This is a genomic window from Rhizobium sp. SG_E_25_P2 (assembly GCF_029892285.1).
Taxonomy (GTDB): Bacteria; Pseudomonadota; Alphaproteobacteria; order Rhizobiales; family Rhizobiaceae; genus Rhizobium_E.
The window spans coordinates 196,417-213,946 of sequence record NZ_JARXVM010000007.1; the positions used below are offsets into that span (position 1 = coordinate 196,417).

The following is a 17,530-nucleotide window of genomic DNA, read 5'->3' on the forward strand; positions in this document are numbered from 1 at the left end:
TTTCTTCTACGCGCTATTGCCATATTCTCTGCATTATTCGCTCTGGCGTTCGTCCATTTTACGAAGCCTTGGGTGCTTCCGGAAACGCTCGCTGATGCAGTATGTTCAGGAAATACCGTTGCCGTCATCCGTCATCTGGAATCGGGCGCTGATCCCAACGCCAAGGAACTTGGCTGGTCATACGAAGGAATTCCGTTGTTCCTTCAGTTCGACAACACGGGCTGTCAAAAGCCAATGGGAGTAATGATACGTCAAATCCTGATCCACTATGGCGCCGATATCCACCAGTCGACATCGTCTGGATACACGCTTCTGATGCTTGCCGTCAGCGAAAATAATCTCGCGGATACGCGCTATCTTTTGGAAAACGGATTGAACCCCAACGCCCAGTATAGAGACGGGAGCACAGCTCTGATGGTGGCTGCCCAGCTGGACAACACCGATATCGCCCAGTTGCTCATCGATTATGGGGCTGCCCCTAAGCTGAAAACCAAAGACAGCCAAACAGCATCCGATTTCACGCATGATCGGGCTTCAAAAGAACTGGAAGCGAACCCAGATAACGGGTGGTCACATTGACTTAGTCCGCAATGGGCGACGGCGGTCACGGGGAACGGGTTACTTTACCAGACAATTCCACGGTAGGAGCTTATCAATCGGGCTCTGCTTGCGGCCATTGACGAAGGCGGTGAGCGTGCTGGTCAGATAGGCCAGCGGATCAAAAACCTTGAATTTGCGCGTTTCGATAAGTGCGGCGATCAGCTTCAGCCGATCCGCCTTCCGTGACCGGAACACGAAGACCGTGCCAGTGAATGGGCCTCTACGCAGCTCGTTCTTTATCAGCGTTGCCAATCCGTCATGACCCTTGCGGAAGTCTACCGGTTTGGTCGCCACCATGATCCGCATGCGGCTCGATGAAAAGATCATGTCGTAGCCGCTCGCTGCGTTCGATGGCCGCATGCAAGGCTTGTTCGACGGTGTCTCTTTCCGATTTTCCGCCTGTCGCTTTCATCGCGCGCTCAAGCAGCGATGCTTCCACATCCACTTTTGTCTGCATGCTCGCCTCGCCTGTTTGCATCTCCATCATATGTCCGCCGCAGCTCCGCGCGCAAGCGCCTCTCCCGGCCCGGTGACGCCATGTTTCAGCCATATTCGAGGCGAAGAAAACCGGACATCGGCCATCCACTTTCATTGGGGCCGGCACGGAGCACGCCTATGAGCCTTCGCATCCTCACGTCCCTCCTTCTCATGACTTCAGCCGCCGGCGTCGCCCATGCCGCCGGCATGACGCCGACCAATTCGTCTGGCCAGATCGAACTGACGCTCGATGAACACGAATTCGATCCGGCGGAAATTCATGTGCCGGCGGGAAAGCCGGTGCAGATCCTGATCAAGAATGAGGACGGCACGCCGGAAGAATTCGACTCACATGACCTCAAGACCGAGAAGGTCGTCGCCGGTCATGCGACGGGCATCATCCGGCTCCGTCCGCTGGCCAAGGGCGACTATCATTTCATGGGCGAGTATCACTCCGACACCGCCCAGGGCGTGATCGTGGCGGAATGATCCCATGCTCTCAGCTCTAATCATCGTTTTCCGGGAGATGCTCGAAGCCGGGTTGATCCTCGGCGTCGTTCTCGCCGCCACGCGCGGCCTCAGCCACAGGCTTCCCTGGCTTGCGGGCGGCGTGGCGCTCGGCATTGCCGGCGCACTTGTCGTGGCGGTGTTCGCCGAGGCGATCGCCGGCCTGTTCGATGGCGCCGGCCAGGAGCTGGTCAACGCCGCTATCCTGCTCCTCGCCGTTCTTATGCTCGCCTGGCACAATGCCTGGATGGCGAGCCACGGACGGGAGATGACCCGCGATCTCAAGACGCTCGGCGCCGAGGTGGCCCAGGGCACCCGGCCGCTGCGCGCACTCGCCATAGTCTGCGGCGTCGCGGTCATGCGCGAGGGGTCGGAAGTGGTGCTGTTTCTCTATGGCGTGGCCTCCGCCGGCGGCGATAGCGCGAGCGATATCCTCATTGGCGGTCTTCTTGGTCTCGCCGGCGGCGCGGCGGTGTCGGCGCTCCTCTATCTCGGCCTGATCTCCATTCCCATGCGCTATCTTTTCGGTTCGCTGTCCCTGCTGATCTCGCTGCTGGCCGCAGGCCTCGCGGCCCAAGCCGTGACCTTCCTGCAAAGCGCCGGCTATCTGATGGAATGGACCGATCCGCTGTGGGACACGTCCTGGATCCTGTCGCAGGATTCCATGGTCGGCCGCGTGCTGCACACGCTGATCGGCTATTTTGATCGGCCCGACGGCATGGAACTGGCCGCCTATGTCGCGGCGCTCCTGGCGATGCTCGCGCTCAAGCAGATTGCCTCGCCAAGGCAAGGCGCTCTGTCGACGCGCTGACTTTTCAACAGAGGATCGACCCGCGGCGCGCTTCAGACGAAGCCCGCGGGTTTATCTTTGTCCAAAGGATTGCTACCCAGCCGCGATGATGACAGCTCTCGTGACACCCATGACCTTCCACATTTCGCTTGAAGACCCCGGCCAGCCCGACGTGCTGAAACTGCTCGCAGACGGCGAAGCCTATGGGGCGGCGCTCTATCCGGCGGAAAGCAACCACTATCTGCCGATCGACGCCCTGCGCGCCGCCCATGTCCGTTTCGTGGTCGCCCGCGATGACCATGGTCAAGCTGTGGGCACCGGCGCGATCGCTCTCAATCACGGCTGGGCGGAGCTCAAGCGCATGTGGGTGGCGCCCGCCGCGCGCGGACGGGGCCTCTCCAGGATGCTGCTCGCCAATCTCGAAGCCAGGGCCACCAGCGCCGGCATTTTCGTGATCAGGCTGGAAACCGGCATCGAGAACCACGAAGCGCTCGGTCTTTACGAGCGGTCCGGCTATATCAGGCGCGAGGCTTTCGCCGATTACCTGCCCGACCCGCTCAGCGTCTTCATGGAAAAGACGTTCCGAGATTAGAAATGCTCGCCTGACCTGAAGGGACCGACCCGAATGCCGGCGGCGATGAGATAGGCGGTCGACCAGCCGATCAGCAGAAAGCCATTGACGCCTTCCAGAGCTGCAAGCAACCGCCACTCATGCGCCGGCACCACATCGCCATAGCCGACGGTAGAAAAGGTGATGGTGGAGAAATAGAGCGCGGTCGGGAAATCCTCGACCACGCCCAGCAGCGTGTAGCAGGCGGCCCACAGCCAGACCTGTACCGTCAGCACGGCAAAGATGCCGATCACGACAGTGTTCATCGCCAGCACGCGGCTGCGATGGCCGTGCAGCCGGAAGCGCCCCGTAAGCCAGGTCATCACATGGGTGACCGCCATCAGCCCCCAGGTATGGATCAGGACCGTCAGCGATATGACCAGCGCGCCCAGACCGAGATTGGCGACCATGAAAATCCCCGCATTTGCCGTCAGCCGAGAATAGGGTTCGGCCGTCAGCCGGGCAACCGTGATTTTGCCGGCTGGCCTGCGACATAGGTCTCGGCGATGGCGCGATCGTCGCCCAATGTCTGCAACAGGAACAGTTCCTCGGCCAGCGTAGAGACAACTTCCACCTTCAGCGCCATGGCCGGCGTGGCCTGCGCGTTCAGCAACACGAAATCGGCGTCGTGGCCAATCTCCAGCGCGCCGATGCGATGGGAAAGCCCGAGCGCCTCGGCATTGCCGCGCGTCATACGGTAGAAGCTTTCGAGCGGCGTCATGCGCTCGCCCTGCAATTGCAGCACCTTGTAACCTTCATCCAGCGTCCGGAGCATGGAATAGGAGGTGCCGCCGCCGATATCGGTGGCGACAGCCACGCGCACCGGCTTCTCCCGCTGTGTCAGGCGCTTGAGACCGAACAGGCCGGAGCCGAGAAACAGGTTGGAGGTCGGGCAAAACACCGCGACCGACCCGGTTTCGCTCATCGCGTCCGCCTCGCGGTCGGAAAGATGGATGCAATGGCCGAACAGGCTCTTGGGGCCCAATAGGCCATACTGCGCATAGACATCCGTATAATCTTTCGCCGCCGGGTAAAGCTCCTGCGTGAAGCGGATCTCGTCGTGATTTTCCGCCAGATGAGTCTGGATATGAAGATCAGGATATTCCCGCGCGAGCGCCTGAGAGGCTTCCATCTGCTCAGGCGTCGAGGTGATGGCGAAACGCGGGGTGATGGCGACATGGTTGCGGCCCTTGCCATGCCAATCGGCGATCACCTGTTTGGTCTCGTCATAACCCTGCTGTGCGGTGTCACGCAGCCCTTCCGGCGCATTGCGGTCCATCATCACCTTGCCGCCGACCATCAGCATGTTGCGCCTGAGGCTCTCGGCGAAGAACATGTCGGCGGAGACTTTGTGCACCGAACAATAGGCGACCGCCGTCGTCGTGCCATGGCGGATCAGCTCGTCGAAGAAGCGCATAGCGATGCGTGCGGCATGCGCTTGGTCGGCGAAACGCTGCTCCTCAACAAAGGTGTAGGTGTTCAGCCATTCCAAGAGATTGGCGGCATAGGAGCCTATGACCTGCATTTGTGGAAAATGCAGGTGCATGTCGATGAAGCCGGGCGTCAGCAGATGCGGGCGATGATCGACCGCTTCGATAACCGCAGGAGCGCGCGCGGCGACATCCGCATACTCGCCGAGATCGGCGATCTTGCCATTCACCACAAACACGCCGCCATCTTCGACATAGCGATAGGATGAGGCGTCGCCGAGACCCTGCGGTTCGCGATGGAAGGACAGCAGGCGCGCGCGGATGAGGAGCGGTTTCATGAAAACCCTTGTCTGAAACAGAATGTGAGAGAAGCCTAGCGAAAGCCGGCCCAAGGCTCAAGGCGTTCGTCCCCGCAGGGCGCGATGCGCGTCACGCATCGCGGTAAAACAGGGGATTGTCAGTCGATCAGGTCAGAGAAATCAACTTCGTCGCGGAACATGTCGACATAATCGCGCACCATGTCCCGGTTGGCGTCGGACATGCGCTGGCCGCGACCGACGACGCCCTTGTTGAATTTGAGCGCCTGCTTGCCGGTATTCGCCACGATTGCCGCAGCGATGCGCTCCGTGGTGGCCTGACCGCCGATATAGGCCGCGAGCTTTTCGGCCAGTTCGGCCGGTTCGCCCTTGACGTCCTGTTCATAGGAAATCCACAGCGGCGCGACCAATCCCTTGGCCTCGCATTTCCGCCAGGAGGCGTAAAATGACAGATACCAGGGCAAATACAGGCGGATCAAGGTCGCCATGCGCCTGTCGTCCGACATGTCTTTGTAGGCATGCGGCAGATGCGTGAAGAAATAGAACTTGTCCGCGTGATGGGCCCGCGCCGCTTCAAGGCACATGTCGTCGAGACTGACCAGCGAATCCAACAGGTTGCGCTTCAGCAGGATGGGCTGGACATGGTAGAGCGCCAGTTGGGACGAGAGATAGGGTGTGCAGCGGACATGTTGTTGCGACACGAAGCCGGTGGGCAGGAAACAGGCGCGCAGAAGCGCGAGTTCATCCATCTCATGTTCGCGCATAGCAGCGCCAAGAGCGCCGGCGTTCTGCAGGCGCGCCACCGGCAGGGTCAGCAGCGACTCCTGCGCGCCAAGCGCATTGACCAGCACGGCGGACAAGAAGGTCGACGCCGTCTTGCGCGGGCAAGCCAGCAATATGCGCGGCGCCCGCACGGTCTGCACTGCCTTTTTCAATCTCAGGACGATATCTGCAAATTCGGTCAGCCCGATCTGCTGGCCGCGCCACATGCGGGCGGCATAGGCGTCATCGGGTGCGTAGAGCGGATTGGACAGTCCCACCGAGCAGGCGATCTGCCGTTGCAGAGGATCGGGAAGGCCAGTCATCAACTCGGCAACCGTCGCCGACAGCTTGGCGGGATCCGTGATATTCACCACCTTGGCGACCATTTGCTGAATGATCGCCTGGGCGTCGACGCCGGATTGCGGGCTGGGAGAGGTCATGGCGGGGTCGCGCTTTCCTGTCAGTCATCGTCGGATCGCGGCACGGAAGGCCGCGCGCGGTACGGAGGATGGCCGAGAGCTAAAGCCGCAAGCTGGCGCGGGCCTGTTCCAAAGAGCTTCCGCGCCTCAACCAAACCTCAGTTTATCCTCTTGGCGATTGCGCTTTCATACCAGGCCGTGAGCAGTTTGCGCTCTTCGGGCGAAATATCGGTGACGTTTCCTGGCGGCATGGCGTGGCTGCGACCGGCCTGCAGATAGATCTCGCGGGCATGCATGGCGATGCGGTTATCCGTATCCAGCATCACCTGTTTGGGCGGAAACACCACGCCGTCCCAGACGGGCTCGGCGGCGTGGCACATCGAACAGCGCGACGACACGGTTTCCACCACCTGGGCGAAATGCGCATCGTTGCGGAATTTCTCGAACACCGGCGACAGTTTGGCGTCCTCCTCGCCTGTCAACACCTTCGGAACCGTCGACAGCCACATGATCAGCACGAAGAGCAGGATCGTCACCAGCCAGGTCCAGTGCGGATGGCCCTTGCGGGCATGCACGGTGTTGAACCAGTGGCGGATCGACACGCCCATCAGGAAGACGAGGCCGGCGATGATCCAGCTATACTGCGTGGCGAAGGCCAGCGGATAGTGGTTCGACAGCATGAAGAAGATCACCGGCAGCGTCAGGTAATTGTTGTGCAGCGAGCGCTGCTTGGCGATCACGCCATATTTCGGATCGGCGGCGCGGCCGGCCTTGAGATCAGCCACCACGATTTTCTGGTTGGGAATGATGATGAAGAACACATTGGCCGACATGATCGTGGCGGTGAAAGCGCCAAGATGCAGGAAGGCGGCGCGGCCGGTGAAGATCTGCATATAGCCCCAGGCCATCGCCACCAGGAGCACGAACAGGATCGCCATCAGGCCCCAGGTGTGCTTGCCCAGCGGCGACTTGCACAGGGCGTCGTAACAGAGCCAGCCGATCGACAGTGAGCCCATCGAGATCAGGATCGCGACCCAGTTGGGCACGTCGAGAAGATGGCGGTCTATGAGGAAGAGATCGGCGCCGCCATAATAGACCACCGCCAGCATGGCGAAGCCGGAGAGCCAGGTCGTATAGCTTTCCCATTTGTGCCAGGTCAGATGCTCGGGCATCTCCTTGGGCGCCACCAGATATTTCTGCATCTGGTAGAAGCCGCCGCCATGAACCTGCCATTCCTCGCCATAGACGCCGTCCGGCAGTCCGGGCCGCTTGACCAGACCGAGATCGACGGCGATGTAGAAGAAGGACGAGCCGATCCAGGCGATCGCCGCGACGACATGCAGCCAGCGCACAGCAAATGCCAACCATTCCCAGGCCATGGCGTAATCGTACATTCCAATCCCCTTGTTTTTTCGACTCGCAACTTTGCAGAAGAGCGGGCGTCCTGAAAAGGGCCGATGATGCAGCGCACAGAAATTAGCGGAAGAAGGTTCTATTTTCATCCGCATGACGACCCGCGCTACGCCGCTGGAGGTCAGCAGCAGGGACCGACGATGCCGCTTGTCTGGCCCGATATCTCGCGATAGCCTCAGATTTAGAAAACCGTCATATCGCAAAGACAGGCGGCGAATTGGGGTCTGGGGGAAGCATGACGTCTCTAAGAAGAATTGGCCTGGCGCTGTTGTTGAGCCTGGGCATGGCGCAAACCGCGCGCGCCGAAGACCCGTCGATCGATCTGAAGCTGTTCGGCAAGCAGGAAATCGAGGGCGGCCTGAGCGTCTGTCATCTGGCCTTCTGGCAACGCAACAAGAACCCTGACAGCGACCAATACGCTTATATCCTCTACATGCCCTATGACAGCGAGGGCAAACCGACCCAGGCGCGGATCGAGATCGGCAAGGAGAAGATTGCTCTTGCGGAGACGGCGCGCGGCGATATCCATCTCCCCTCGCGGCTCGGCTATCGCCTTTATTCCAGCGACGATGAAGCCACTCATGTCATCCTGCACATCATGGAAGCCTCGGAAGAAGGATCTCTCATCACCGTCGACAGAGCCCGTGTTACGGTGGTGCGGAATGATCTGCCGCCTTTCGTCGCGAGCGCCAAGGGTGTGATCGGCTGCCCCGGATCGTCATCCGCAGCGGCGACGGCCACACAGGATGCGCCGGCTGCGGAAAGTGCGCCGCCCACAGCGCCCGCGCTTGCCTATGCCGGACCGGACGGACTTCCCATCGGCGCGGCGAAACTTCTCGCCTCGACCAATGACGTGCCGGCCGCAGTCCGCAAGGAGATCGCCACTTACGCGCCTGACCAATGCAGCGACCCAGAAACACTCGCTTATCCCGGCCAACGCTACCAGCTTTCGGAAAGCTCCATACTCTGGGAAGTCCCCTGCTTCCTCGGCGCCTATCAGGGCTCAAGCGTCTTCGCCATTACCCAGGACCCGCCCGGCGACTGGGCGACGCTGCTCAGCCTGCCCAATCCGCCGGCGCTCGAAGGTGAAAACAATGTCCAGATGATGAGCGCCGACGTGAAGCCGGAGCGCGGCCTGTTCATATCGACCGAACTCGGCAGCGGCGGCGGCGATTGCGGCGTCTATCGCGTCTTCAGGCTGATGGATGCGCCGGGCGAGACTTTGGAATTCCAGCTGATGGAATATCGCGAGAAGGTGAATTGCGACGGCGTGGTAACCGATCCGCCGTCCTGGCCGCTACAATTCAGCGCCTCCAACTGAGGCATCGCATCAGGCGTCGACAAGATCCAGCAGACGTTGCGCCTCGTTATTGCCGGGATCAAGCTTGAGCGCGCGCCGGCCGAGATCGGCGGCGCGAGGTTCGTCGCGGCAGGCGATGCAGATCGAGCCCAGCTCCGTGAGCGCGGCGAGACTGTCTGGCTCCAGCGCCAGCGCCGCCTCCAGCGCTTCGCGCGCCTTCCAGATCTTGCCGGCCCGAAACAGGGCGCGGCCCAGTTGGATCGCATGGTCGGCAACACCGGGCTCCAGCCGCGCCGCATTCTCGAAATGCGCGGCGGCGGCGACGTAATTCTGGTTGCGGAGATGGATCGCGCCGATCCGGGCGTTGAGCAGCCCCACTTCGACGCCGAGGCTGAGCGTTTGCGAAAACAGATCGGCAGCCTCGTTGATCTGACCAAGTCGCAGGAACAGTTCGGCGATATTGAACGACGCCTGATGCGCGGTCGCGACTAGTTGATCGCCCCGGGCGCGGTCATCGGCCAGCATCGGCGCGTCGCGGCGCTTGGCGAAGTCGAGCGCCGCCTCGACGAGCGGCGCCAGTTTGTCGCGTTGGGCGCGGACAGCGTCGATATGGTTCATTCCGTTTTCCTGCATGGCTAGTGCCGAGCTTTGACGTTCGAGACTTGCCCGAGCCTATTGCCTCGTTTTGGAGTGTGTCGGCGAAAGCAGCCTTTCCAGCAGTTCCGCCGCCACCAGCGCCGCGATCACCTCCGGCCGCTTGTCACGCAGCCGCTCGCCGCCGATCGGCAGGATGAGCCTGTTCATGAGGTCGGGGCCATAGCCTGAGTCGCGCAGATAGGAGGCGAAGACGCCGCGTTTGGTCTTTGAGCCGATCATGCCGACATAAGCAAGATCATCGCGCAGCAAGGCTTCAGATCCGATCAGGAAATCCAGCGCGTGGTCATGAGTAAGTATGACAGCCGCTCCACCCGGCAGGATCGCCGCCACAGCTTCTTCCGGCATGGCCAGCAACCGCCTGTTCACGCCGGGATCGAGGAGAGCGAGTTCTTCGGCCCGGTTCTCGATGACTGTCAGTCGAAATGGCAAGGGCTCAAGCGCCCGCGCCAGGGCCCGGCCGACATGGCCCGCCCCAAACAGATAAACATCGGTCGCGCCTGCAGCCTGGCGGGTGAGCCGCGCATCGACCTCATCCCGAAGCGCCTGATCCAGCCGTCTGAGCCTCAGCGACACGCGTCCGCCGCAGCACTGTCCCGTATCAGGGCCGAGGGTAAACTCCAGGCGCTCTTCGATCCGCCCATCAGCCAGCATGGCGCGGGCGAGATCGATGGCGTCGAATTCCAGATGCCCGCCGCCAACGGTGCCCTGCACGGATGACGCGCCCACCAGCATGAAGGCGCCCGCCTCGCGCGGCGTCGAGCCCTTGGCGGTGACGACCTCGACGAGCACGAGATCGCCGTCGGGAAGATCCGTGGAGATCATCAATGATCAGGCCTTCCGCATCCGCTCCACCGCCATCAGCACGCGCTCCGGCGTCGCCGGCGCATCGAGCTGCGGGCAGCGCTTGTAGTCGCCGACCGACGCCACCGCCATCGACAGCGCTTCCAGCACGGAGACGCCCAGCATGAAGGGCGGCTCGCCCACCGCCTTGGAGCGACCGATGGTCATTTCACGGTTCTCGGACCATTCGGCCAGGTTCACGTTGAAAATGGCGGGACGGTCGGAGGCAAGCGGGATCTTGTAGGTTGACGGCGCATGCGTCCGGAGGCGTCCCTTGCCGTCCCACCACAATTCTTCGGTGGTCAGCCAGCCCATGCCCTGCACGAAAGCGCCTTCCACCTGGCCCTTGTCGATGGCCGGGTTCAGCGACTTGCCGACATCATGGAGAATATCGGTGCGGTCGATGATGTATTCGCCGGTCAGCGTGTCGATCGACACTTCCGAGCAGGACGCGCCATAAGCGTAGTAGAAGAACGGCCGACCCATGCCCTTGGCGCGATCCCAATGGATCTTCGGCGTCTTGTAGAAGCCTGCGGCCGACAGATGCACGCGCGCCATATAGGCCTGCTTGATGAAGGTCGGGAACGGGATCTCCTCATCGCCCACCCGCACGCGATTGGGCAGGAACTCGACGGAGGCCGCCGGCACGCCCCATTTCTCCGCCGCGAAGGAATAGAGACGATCCTTCAGCTGGCGCACGGCGTCATAGGCGGCCATGCCGTTGAGATCGGACCCCGAGGACGCCGCCGTGGCCGAGGTGTTGGGCACCTTGCCGGTGGTGGTGGCGGTGATCTTGACCCGCTCAATATCGATCTGGAATTCGTCGGCGATCACCTGGGCGACCTTGGTGTAGAGGCCCTGCCCCATTTCCGTGCCGCCGTGATTGAGATGAACAGAGCCATCCTGATAGATATGCACCAGCGCGCCGGCCTGATTATAGGGCGTGAAGGTGAAGGAGATGCCGAATTTCACCGGCGTCAGCGCGATGCCCTTGCGGATGATCCGTGAGGTGTTGTTGAACTCGATTATCGCGGCGCGACGCGCCTGATAATCGGCGTTGGTCTCCAGCTCATCCACGATGCGGTGGATGACATTGTCCTCGACCTTCTGGTGGTACGGCGTCAGGCAGCGCTCATCGCCCTCGATGGCGTAGAAATTCTTCTTGCGGATTTCGAGCGGGTCCTTGCCGAGCGCATAGGCCACTTCCTCGATGAGGCGTTCGGCGCCCACCAGTCCCTGCGGACCGCCGAAGCCGCGAAAGGCGGTGTTGGAGACCGTGTTGGTCTTCAGCGGCTCCGAGGTCAGCAGCACGTCGGGATAGAAATAGGCGTTGTCGGCGTGAAACAGAGCGCGATCCGTCACAGGACCCGAAAGGTCGGCGGCGAAACCGCAGCGGGCGGCGTAATTGGCCTTCACCGCGAGGATATTGCCGTCGTCATCGAAGCCGGTTTCATACTCGACGAGGAAATCATGCCGCTTACCGGTCATGGTCATGTCTTCGTCGCGGTCGGGACGGAATTTCACGGCGCGCCTGAGCTTACGTGCGGCGATTGCGGCGAGTGCGGCAAACTGGTTGCCCTGCGTTTCCTTACCGCCGAAGCCGCCGCCCATGCGCCGGGTCATCACGGTGATGGCGTGGTTCGGCACATGCAGGATGGTCGCCACCATATGCTGCACTTCCGACGGATGCTGGGTGGAGGACCAAATGGTCATCTCGTCGTCTTCGCCAGGAATGGCGAGCGCGATATGGCTTTCGAGATAGAAATGCTCCTGTCCGCCGATGCGCATCTGCCCCTTGAGGCGTCGCGGCGCCTTTTCGAGGCTTGATACGGCGTCGCCGCGCTTCAGCGTCATCGGCTTGGTCACCATGGGAAAGTCGAGCGCGCGCGCATCGACGATATCGGTGGCATGCGGCAGGTCGCGATAGGTGAAACGGGCCTTGCGGGCCGCCGCGCGGGCGATCTCGCGCGTCTCCGCCGCCACGGCGAAGGCCATCTGGCCGTGGAATTCGACTTTCTTTTCAGCCAGAAGCGGCTCGTCGCCGGTGTGCCCGGGACCGATGTCGTTATGGCCGGGAATATCCTTATGTGTCAGCACAAGCTTGACGCCCGGCGTCGCCTCGACCTCCGACAGGTCCATTTCGAGGATTTCGGCATGGGCGCGGTCGGTGAGACCCGCCGCCATATGCAACGTGCCCTCGGGCGCCTGCATGTCGTCGATATAATCGGCCTCGCCAGTGACATGCTTGTGGGCGCTGTCATGTCGGCGATCCCGATGCATCGAGCCGGAGATTTCGGATTTGAAGGTCATGTCGATCTTGTTCATCGGGAGCCTCCCGCGACGCGGCGAACAAGCTCGGCTTTCTCGCCCTGCGTTTCCAGATAAAAGCGCGTCAACAGATTACGCGCCGTGGTCATGCGATACTCCGCGCTCGCGCGCCAATCGCTGAGCGGCGAAAAGTCCTCTTCCATCAAGGCTGCGGCAGCCAGCACATTGACTTCGGTCCATTCTTGGCCCGACAACGCCGCCTCGACCGCCGCCGCCCGCTTGGGCGTGCCGGCCATGCCGCCAAAGGCGAGTCTGATCTCGGCTACCTTGCCATCGCCATTGAGCCGCAGGAAAAACGCCCCGAGCACCGCGGTGATATCCTCGTCGCGGCGCTTGGAGAGTTTGTAGACCGAGAAATGCCCGTCCTCTGGCAGATCGGGAACGCTGACGCTTTCGACGAATTCGTGCCTCTGGCGATCCTGCTTGCCGTAATCGATGAAGAAATCTTCGAGCGCGACGGTGCGCGGCCCCTCGCGCGACGCCAAAGTGACGCTGGCGCCGAGCGCAATCAGCGCCGGCGGCGTATCGCCGATCGGCGAGCCATTGGCGATATTGCCGCCGATCGTGCCCATATTGCGCACCTGTTCACCGCCAATGCGCGGCAGGAGTTTGCCAAAGGCAGGATGCGATGTGGAGATAGCCGAAAGCGCCTGCGCATAGGTGACGCCAGCGCCGATGCGCGTCGCGCCATCCTTGTGTTCGATGGTCTGTAGCGCGTCCAATCCGCCGATAAACACAACCGGATTGATGGGCCGCATCTGCTTGGTCACCCAGAGCCCGACATCGGTGGAGCCGGCGACGATGGTGGCGTGCGGACGGCGCGCGAGGTAATCTGCGAGTTCAGCCGTGGTCGAGGGAATGAAGAATGCGTCGTCGCCGGTGACGACCTCGACCGAACCCGACGCCTTGATCGCGGTCAGGTCTTCCGTCACCCGATGACGCGTCGCTTCGATGGGATCGAAGACGTCGGCGGGCCTGAGTCGCGCCGCCTGCTCCGCCGCCTTCACGATAGGCTCGTAACCGGTGCAACGACAGAGATTGCCCTGCAGCGCCTGTTCGATGCGGGCGCGGGACGGATTGTCTTCCGACAGCCACAGGCCATAGAGCGACATCACGAAACCGGGCGTGCAGAAGCCGCATTGCGAGCCGTGACAATCGACCAGCGCCTGCTGGATCGGATTGAGCATGCCCTCTGGGCTCTTGAGATGCTCCACCGTCACCACATGGGTGGCGTCAAGCGATCCCATAAAGCGGATGCAGGCATTGACGCTTTCATAGACGAGACGCCCCTGCGAGAGACGACCGACCAGCACTGTGCAGGCGCCGCAATCGCCTTCGGCGCAGCCTTCCTTGCTTCCGGTCAACCGCCGATCCAGTCTCAGCCAGTCGAGTAGCGTCAAACGCGGCGAGATTCCCCCGAGTTCGACCGTTTCACCATTTAGAAGGAAGCGGATTGTGGTGCGTGAAGTCATGATGCCGCCAGTCGCGATTTGAACCTAACGTGACAGCCTGTGCGCAGATGCACAAAAGCGCAAGAGTCAATTTTGATCGCGTTTACCTTTTGGTCAAACTCGGCCGGGCGCGTGGAAGTGGAAGGCGCGTTTGTTTTCCTTTGACTTTCGTTTTGAGTTCAGATTGAAAATTGGGAAAAAGCGGATGGGAGGATCCAATGAGCGGATATATTCTGGCGATCGACCAGGGCACCACGTCGAGCCGGGCGATCGTCTTCAATGGCGACATGAAAGCCGTGGCGCGCGGCCAGAAGGAATTCACCCAGTTTTTCCCGCAATCGGGCTGGGTGGAGCATGATCCCGAAGAGATCTGGGAATCGACGCTCTGGTCGGTGCGCACCGCGCTCGCTGAGAGCGGCCTTGAGGCCTCCGACATCTCGGCGATCGGCATCACCAACCAGCGCGAGACGGTGGTGGTCTGGGATCGCGCCACCGGCAAGGCGATCCACAACGCCATTGTCTGGCAGGACCGCCGCACCGCAAAATTCTGCGAGGACCTGAAGGCATCGGGCCACGAGCCGCTGTTCACCGAAAAGACCGGCCTGCTCCTCGACCCCTATTTCTCCGGCACCAAGCTTTCCTGGCTGCTCAGCCATGTCGAGGGCGCGCGTGACAGGGCGAAAAAAGGCGAACTCTGCTTCGGCACCGTCGACGCCTTCCTGCTCTGGCGGTTGACCGGCGGCAAGAGCTTCCTGACCGACGCCACCAACGCCTCACGCACGCTGATCTACAACATCGCCGACAATGCCTGGGATGAGGAACTGCTCGGCCTGCTCGACATTCCCGCCGCCATGCTGCCGGAAGTCCGCGATTGCGCGAGCGACTTCGGCGTGACCACGCCGGATCTCTTCGGCGCGGAAATCCCCGTTCTCGGCATGGCGGGCGACCAGCAGGCGGCGACCATCGGTCAGGCCTGCTTCAAGCCGGGCATGCTGAAATCCACCTATGGCACCGGCTGCTTCGCGCTGCTCAACACCGGCGCCGACCGCGTGCCGTCGAAAAACCGTCTCCTCACCACCATCGCCTATCGCCTAGACGGCAAGACCACTTATGCGCTGGAAGGCTCGATCTTCATCGCCGGCGCCGCCGTGCAATGGCTGCGCGATGGATTGAAGATCATCAAATCCGCCGGCGAAACCGCCGAACTCGCCGAAAGCGCCGATCCCAACCAGCAGGTCTATCTGGTGCCCGCCTTCACCGGCCTCGGCGCGCCCTGGTGGGACGCCGAAGCGCGCGGCGCGATCTATGGCCTGACGCGCAATTCAGGCCCCGCCGAATTCGCCCGCGCCGCGCTGGAAAGCGTCTGCTACCAGACCCGCGACCTGCTCGACGCCATGCATAAGGACTGGCAGACCGACGGCAAGGAAACGGTTCTGCGCGTCGACGGCGGCATGGTCGCCTCCGACTGGACCATGCAGGCGCTCGCCGACATTCTCGATGCGCCCGTCGACCGGCCGCAGATCCTCGAAACCACCGCGCTCGGCGCCGCCTGGCTCGCCGGCTCCCGCGCCGGCGTTTGGCCCGACATGGCCGGCTTCTCCTCCTCCTGGGCGCTCGACCGCCAGTTCACGCCTGAGATGGACGATGCGACCCGCAAGGCCAAGGTCGAGGGATGGAACAAGGCGGTGAGGAAGACGCTGGAGGAGTGACGCTTAAACATATTATCGTGCGATACCGCTACAGCCTCAGGGACTTTGCGAGAGGCTCGGAGCCTGATAGATTGTCAGTCTATCGGAGGCTGTCATGACGGTGATGTCCGCACGCGAATTTGTCGAGAATGCAGAGCAGGCTGAAAAGCTGGCTGATCAGGGACCCGTGTTCATTACGCAGCATGGACAGAACGCCTATGTGTTGATGTCGCAAAGTGATTACGAGCGGCTGCAGCGCGCAGCACGGTCTATCCCGGCTCTATTGGCCATGGATGAAGATATCGATTTCGAACCCGAAAAAATGGATGACAGCATCCTCAGGCCAGCCGAATTCGACTAATGTTCATCCTCGACACTAATGTCGTCTCAGAACTGAGAAAGGGTGGCAAAGCGGACCGCAACGTCGTGCAATGGTCCGCCACGCAGGAGCCGGAGACCCAGTTTCTTTCCGCGATTACGGTATTCGAGATCGAAATTGGCATACTGAAGCTTGCCGCGAAGGATGAGCGTGGTTCGACGCTCTTATCGAACTGGTTGCGCAATTCTCTCCTCGCTCATTTCGAAAACAGGATTCTGCCTCTCGACCATGCCTGCGCCTTGCATTTCGCGCATCTCATGCATCCCCGCACCCGCCCCTATCGCGACGCGATGATCGCCGCCACCGCCATGGCGCATGGCTGCACCATCGTCACCCGCAACATCAGGGATTTCCGGGACCTCCCCCTCCCCCTGATTGACCCCTGGCGTCCGCGCTGAGCCGCATCTGACACAGTGTTCGCTTCCCCACCCCTTTCCTCGCCCCGCGAAAATCGCCATATCCGTTGCAAACAGGAGTTTACGATGGAACTGGGCCTCTACACTTTCGCCGACGTCAATCCCGATCCCGCCCCGGGCGAGCGTGGGCGGGATGCGGAGCGGCGCATTCGGGAACTGATCGCGGAAATCGAACTCGCCGATCAGGTCGGGCTCGACGTTTTCGGCCTCGGCGAACATCACCGCCGCGATTACGCGGCGTCTGCGCCCGCCGTCATCCTTGCGGCCATCGCCGCCCGCACGAACAAGATCCGGCTAACCAGCGCCGTCTCGGTGCTGAGTTCGGATGATCCGGTGCGCGTCTATCAGCAATACGCCACGCTCGACCTGATCGCAAAGGGTCGCGCCGAACTGATGGTCGGCCGCGGCTCCTTCATCGAAAGTTTCCCCCTGTTCGGCCAGAGCCTTGATGATTACGATCAGTTGTTCGAGGAGAAGCTCGACCTGCTGCTGACCGTGCGCGACAACGAGATCGTCACCTGGCAGGGCGGCGAGACGCGGGCGCCGATCAATGGCCGCGGCGTCTATCCACGCGCGCTGCAGGACAAGCTGCCCATCTGGATCGCGGTCGGCGGCACGCCGCAATCGGTGGCGCGCGCCGGCTATCTCGGCCTGCCCATGGGGCTCGCCATCATCGGCGGCGAGCCGGCGCGCTTTGCGCCGCTGTTCGATCTCTACCGCCAGGCGGCGGAAAAGGGCGGCCATGATCCCGCCACACTGAAGACCTCGATCAATGTGCACGGCTTTGTCGCCGACACCGATCAGGCCGCCGCCGACCAGTTCTACGGACCCTCGAGCGCAGTGATGAACCGCATCGGCCGCGAACGCGGCTGGGGTCCGTCAAGCCGGGCGCAATATGATCGTTCCACGGGGCCAGAAGGCGCGTTGTTCATCGGCGATCCGGAGACGCTGGCGCGCAAGATCATCGCGCATCACAAGATTTTCCGCAACGACCGCTTCCTGTTGCAGATGGCGATCGGCCTGATGCCGCATGACCAGCTGATGCGCGGCATCGAGCTCTATGGAACCAGAGTCGCTCCCATCGTGCGCGACGCGATCGGCGGTTGACCTTTTTCTCCGAAGCGTCGATAGGCTCAGGGGCGAAAG

Annotated in this window: 18 protein-coding genes and 2 pseudogenes; 9 read left to right on the forward strand and 11 right to left on the reverse strand. The window is 61.8% G+C overall.

Annotated features, from left to right (window positions below):
- Positions 1–72: 72 nt before the first annotated feature.
- A complete protein-coding gene (locus tag M2360_RS12310; protein ID WP_280775426.1) occupies positions 73–579 on the forward strand; it encodes an ankyrin repeat domain-containing protein in 507 nt (168 codons plus the stop codon).
- A gap of 39 nt (positions 580–618) precedes the next feature.
- On the opposite strand, the pseudogene M2360_RS12315 reads toward M2360_RS12310, so the two are convergent.
- The 3 genes and pseudogenes from M2360_RS12315 to M2360_RS12325 form a co-directional block, all read right to left on the reverse strand.
- Positions 619–759: pseudogene (locus M2360_RS12315) on the reverse strand (transposase domain-containing protein); the annotation flags it as partial.
- Between the two features lie 54 nt (positions 760–813).
- Positions 814–897 (reverse strand): annotated as a pseudogene (locus M2360_RS12320) (IS66 family insertion sequence element accessory protein TnpB); the annotation flags it as partial.
- Positions 857–1,087 (reverse strand): type II toxin-antitoxin system VapB family antitoxin, encoded by a 231-nt coding sequence (locus M2360_RS12325; protein ID WP_280775427.1) that lies wholly within the window; start codon positions 1,085–1,087, stop codon positions 857–859. The gene M2360_RS12325 and the pseudogene M2360_RS12320, both read right to left, overlap by 41 nt.
- 128 nt (positions 1,088–1,215) lie before the next feature.
- On the opposite strand from M2360_RS12325, the gene M2360_RS12330 reads away from it, so the two are divergent.
- From M2360_RS12330 to M2360_RS12340, 3 genes are all read left to right on the forward strand, one after another.
- Positions 1,216–1,566, forward strand: a complete 351-nt coding sequence (locus tag M2360_RS12330; protein WP_280775428.1) for a cupredoxin domain-containing protein — start codon at positions 1,216–1,218, stop codon at positions 1,564–1,566.
- Positions 1,567–1,570: 4 nt separating this feature from the next.
- Complete coding sequence (locus tag M2360_RS12335) at positions 1,571–2,395, forward strand: FTR1 family protein (RefSeq protein ID WP_280775429.1); 825 nt, start codon at positions 1,571–1,573, stop codon at positions 2,393–2,395.
- Positions 2,396–2,504: 109 nt separating this feature from the next.
- Positions 2,505–2,966, forward strand: a complete 462-nt coding sequence (locus M2360_RS12340) for a GNAT family N-acetyltransferase (RefSeq protein ID WP_280775430.1) — start codon at positions 2,505–2,507, stop codon at positions 2,964–2,966.
- Here the strand turns inward: M2360_RS12340 and M2360_RS12345 are convergent.
- The 4 genes from M2360_RS12345 to M2360_RS12360 form a co-directional block, all read right to left on the reverse strand.
- Complete coding sequence (locus M2360_RS12345) at positions 2,963–3,394, reverse strand: potassium channel family protein (RefSeq protein WP_280775431.1); 432 nt, start codon at positions 3,392–3,394, stop codon at positions 2,963–2,965. The genes M2360_RS12340 and M2360_RS12345 overlap by 4 nt on opposite strands.
- 44 nt (positions 3,395–3,438) lie before the next feature.
- The gene (gene guaD / locus M2360_RS12350) at positions 3,439–4,752 is read right to left on the reverse strand and encodes a guanine deaminase (RefSeq protein ID WP_280775432.1); all 1,314 of its coding nucleotides are present in this window, start codon (positions 4,750–4,752) and stop codon (positions 3,439–3,441) included.
- Positions 4,753–4,871: 119 nt separating this feature from the next.
- Positions 4,872–5,933 (reverse strand): hypothetical protein, encoded by a 1,062-nt coding sequence (locus M2360_RS12355; protein WP_280775433.1) that lies wholly within the window; start codon positions 5,931–5,933, stop codon positions 4,872–4,874.
- Between the two features lie 137 nt (positions 5,934–6,070).
- Entirely contained in the window at positions 6,071–7,306 is a 1,236-nt protein-coding gene (locus tag M2360_RS12360; protein ID WP_280775434.1) for a urate hydroxylase PuuD, read from the reverse strand.
- Between the two features lie 254 nt (positions 7,307–7,560).
- Here M2360_RS12360 and M2360_RS12365 point away from each other — a divergent pair, with 254 nt between their 5' ends.
- Entirely contained in the window at positions 7,561–8,646 is a 1,086-nt protein-coding gene (locus M2360_RS12365) for a DUF1176 domain-containing protein (RefSeq protein WP_280775435.1), read from the forward strand.
- Between the two features lie 9 nt (positions 8,647–8,655).
- Here the strand turns inward: M2360_RS12365 and M2360_RS12370 are convergent, their stop codons facing one another.
- From M2360_RS12370 to xdhA, 4 genes are read right to left on the reverse strand one after another with little or no spacing between them, the layout of a single operon-like run.
- Positions 8,656–9,243: a tetratricopeptide repeat protein gene (locus M2360_RS12370; protein ID WP_280775436.1), complete on the reverse strand. Its 588-nt coding sequence runs from the start codon at positions 9,241–9,243 to the stop codon at positions 8,656–8,658.
- Positions 9,244–9,297: 54 nt separating this feature from the next.
- Positions 9,298–10,104 carry a xanthine dehydrogenase accessory protein XdhC gene (xdhC, locus tag M2360_RS12375; protein ID WP_280775437.1) on the reverse strand — a complete coding sequence of 269 codons (807 nt, stop codon included), beginning with the start codon at positions 10,102–10,104 and terminating at the stop codon, positions 9,298–9,300.
- Between the two features lie 6 nt (positions 10,105–10,110).
- Positions 10,111–12,447 (reverse strand): xanthine dehydrogenase molybdopterin binding subunit, encoded by a 2,337-nt coding sequence (xdhB, locus tag M2360_RS12380; protein ID WP_280775438.1) that lies wholly within the window; start codon positions 12,445–12,447, stop codon positions 10,111–10,113.
- Positions 12,444–13,922 (reverse strand): xanthine dehydrogenase small subunit, encoded by a 1,479-nt coding sequence (gene xdhA, locus M2360_RS12385; protein WP_280775439.1) that lies wholly within the window; start codon positions 13,920–13,922, stop codon positions 12,444–12,446. The genes xdhB and xdhA overlap by 4 nt, the downstream gene beginning before the upstream one ends.
- A 197-nt stretch (positions 13,923–14,119) precedes the next feature.
- Between xdhA and glpK the strand changes: the two genes are divergently transcribed.
- From glpK to M2360_RS12405, 4 genes are all read left to right on the forward strand, one after another.
- On the forward strand, positions 14,120–15,610 hold the full coding sequence (gene glpK, locus M2360_RS12390; protein WP_280775440.1) for a glycerol kinase GlpK: 1,491 nt from the start codon (positions 14,120–14,122) through the stop codon (positions 15,608–15,610).
- 94 nt (positions 15,611–15,704) lie between these two features.
- Positions 15,705–15,950 (forward strand): type II toxin-antitoxin system prevent-host-death family antitoxin, encoded by a 246-nt coding sequence (locus M2360_RS12395; protein WP_280775441.1) that lies wholly within the window; start codon positions 15,705–15,707, stop codon positions 15,948–15,950.
- Positions 15,950–16,366, forward strand: a complete 417-nt coding sequence (locus tag M2360_RS12400; protein WP_280775442.1) for a type II toxin-antitoxin system VapC family toxin — start codon at positions 15,950–15,952, stop codon at positions 16,364–16,366. Before M2360_RS12395 ends, M2360_RS12400 begins: the two co-directional genes overlap by 1 nt.
- An 84-nt stretch (positions 16,367–16,450) precedes the next feature.
- Complete coding sequence (locus M2360_RS12405; protein WP_280775443.1) at positions 16,451–17,491, forward strand: LLM class flavin-dependent oxidoreductase; 1,041 nt, start codon at positions 16,451–16,453, stop codon at positions 17,489–17,491.
- The last annotated feature ends 39 nt before the right edge of the window (positions 17,492–17,530 follow it).

What these genes read in the sequence shown, in the direction of transcription:
- guaD (WP_280775432.1), bottom strand. Translation starts at nt 4,752, where the DNA reads ATGAAACCGCTCCTCATCCGCGCGCGCCTGCTGTCCTTCCATCGCGAA.
- glpK (WP_280775440.1), top strand. Translation starts at nt 14,120, where the DNA reads ATGAGCGGATATATTCTGGCGATCGACCAGGGCACCACGTCGAGCCGG.
- M2360_RS12370 (WP_280775436.1), bottom strand. Translation starts at nt 9,243, where the DNA reads ATGAACCATATCGACGCTGTCCGCGCCCAACGCGACAAACTGGCGCCG.
- M2360_RS12345 (WP_280775431.1), bottom strand. Translation starts at nt 3,394, where the DNA reads ATGGTCGCCAATCTCGGTCTGGGCGCGCTGGTCATATCGCTGACGGTC.
- M2360_RS12330 (WP_280775428.1), top strand. Translation starts at nt 1,216, where the DNA reads ATGAGCCTTCGCATCCTCACGTCCCTCCTTCTCATGACTTCAGCCGCC.
- M2360_RS12335 (WP_280775429.1), top strand. Translation starts at nt 1,571, where the DNA reads ATGCTCTCAGCTCTAATCATCGTTTTCCGGGAGATGCTCGAAGCCGGG.
- M2360_RS12400 (WP_280775442.1), top strand. Translation starts at nt 15,950, where the DNA reads ATGTTCATCCTCGACACTAATGTCGTCTCAGAACTGAGAAAGGGTGGC.
- M2360_RS12325 (WP_280775427.1), bottom strand. Translation starts at nt 1,087, where the DNA reads ATGATGGAGATGCAAACAGGCGAGGCGAGCATGCAGACAAAAGTGGAT.
- M2360_RS12405 (WP_280775443.1), top strand. Translation starts at nt 16,451, where the DNA reads ATGGAACTGGGCCTCTACACTTTCGCCGACGTCAATCCCGATCCCGCC.
- M2360_RS12360 (WP_280775434.1), bottom strand. Translation starts at nt 7,306, where the DNA reads ATGTACGATTACGCCATGGCCTGGGAATGGTTGGCATTTGCTGTGCGC.
- M2360_RS12355 (WP_280775433.1), bottom strand. Translation starts at nt 5,933, where the DNA reads ATGACCTCTCCCAGCCCGCAATCCGGCGTCGACGCCCAGGCGATCATT.
- xdhB (WP_280775438.1), bottom strand. Translation starts at nt 12,447, where the DNA reads ATGAACAAGATCGACATGACCTTCAAATCCGAAATCTCCGGCTCGATG.
- M2360_RS12340 (WP_280775430.1), top strand. Translation starts at nt 2,505, where the DNA reads ATGACCTTCCACATTTCGCTTGAAGACCCCGGCCAGCCCGACGTGCTG.
- M2360_RS12395 (WP_280775441.1), top strand. Translation starts at nt 15,705, where the DNA reads ATGACGGTGATGTCCGCACGCGAATTTGTCGAGAATGCAGAGCAGGCT.
- M2360_RS12365 (WP_280775435.1), top strand. Translation starts at nt 7,561, where the DNA reads ATGACGTCTCTAAGAAGAATTGGCCTGGCGCTGTTGTTGAGCCTGGGC.
- xdhC (WP_280775437.1), bottom strand. Translation starts at nt 10,104, where the DNA reads ATGATCTCCACGGATCTTCCCGACGGCGATCTCGTGCTCGTCGAGGTC.
- xdhA (WP_280775439.1), bottom strand. Translation starts at nt 13,922, where the DNA reads ATGACTTCACGCACCACAATCCGCTTCCTTCTAAATGGTGAAACGGTC.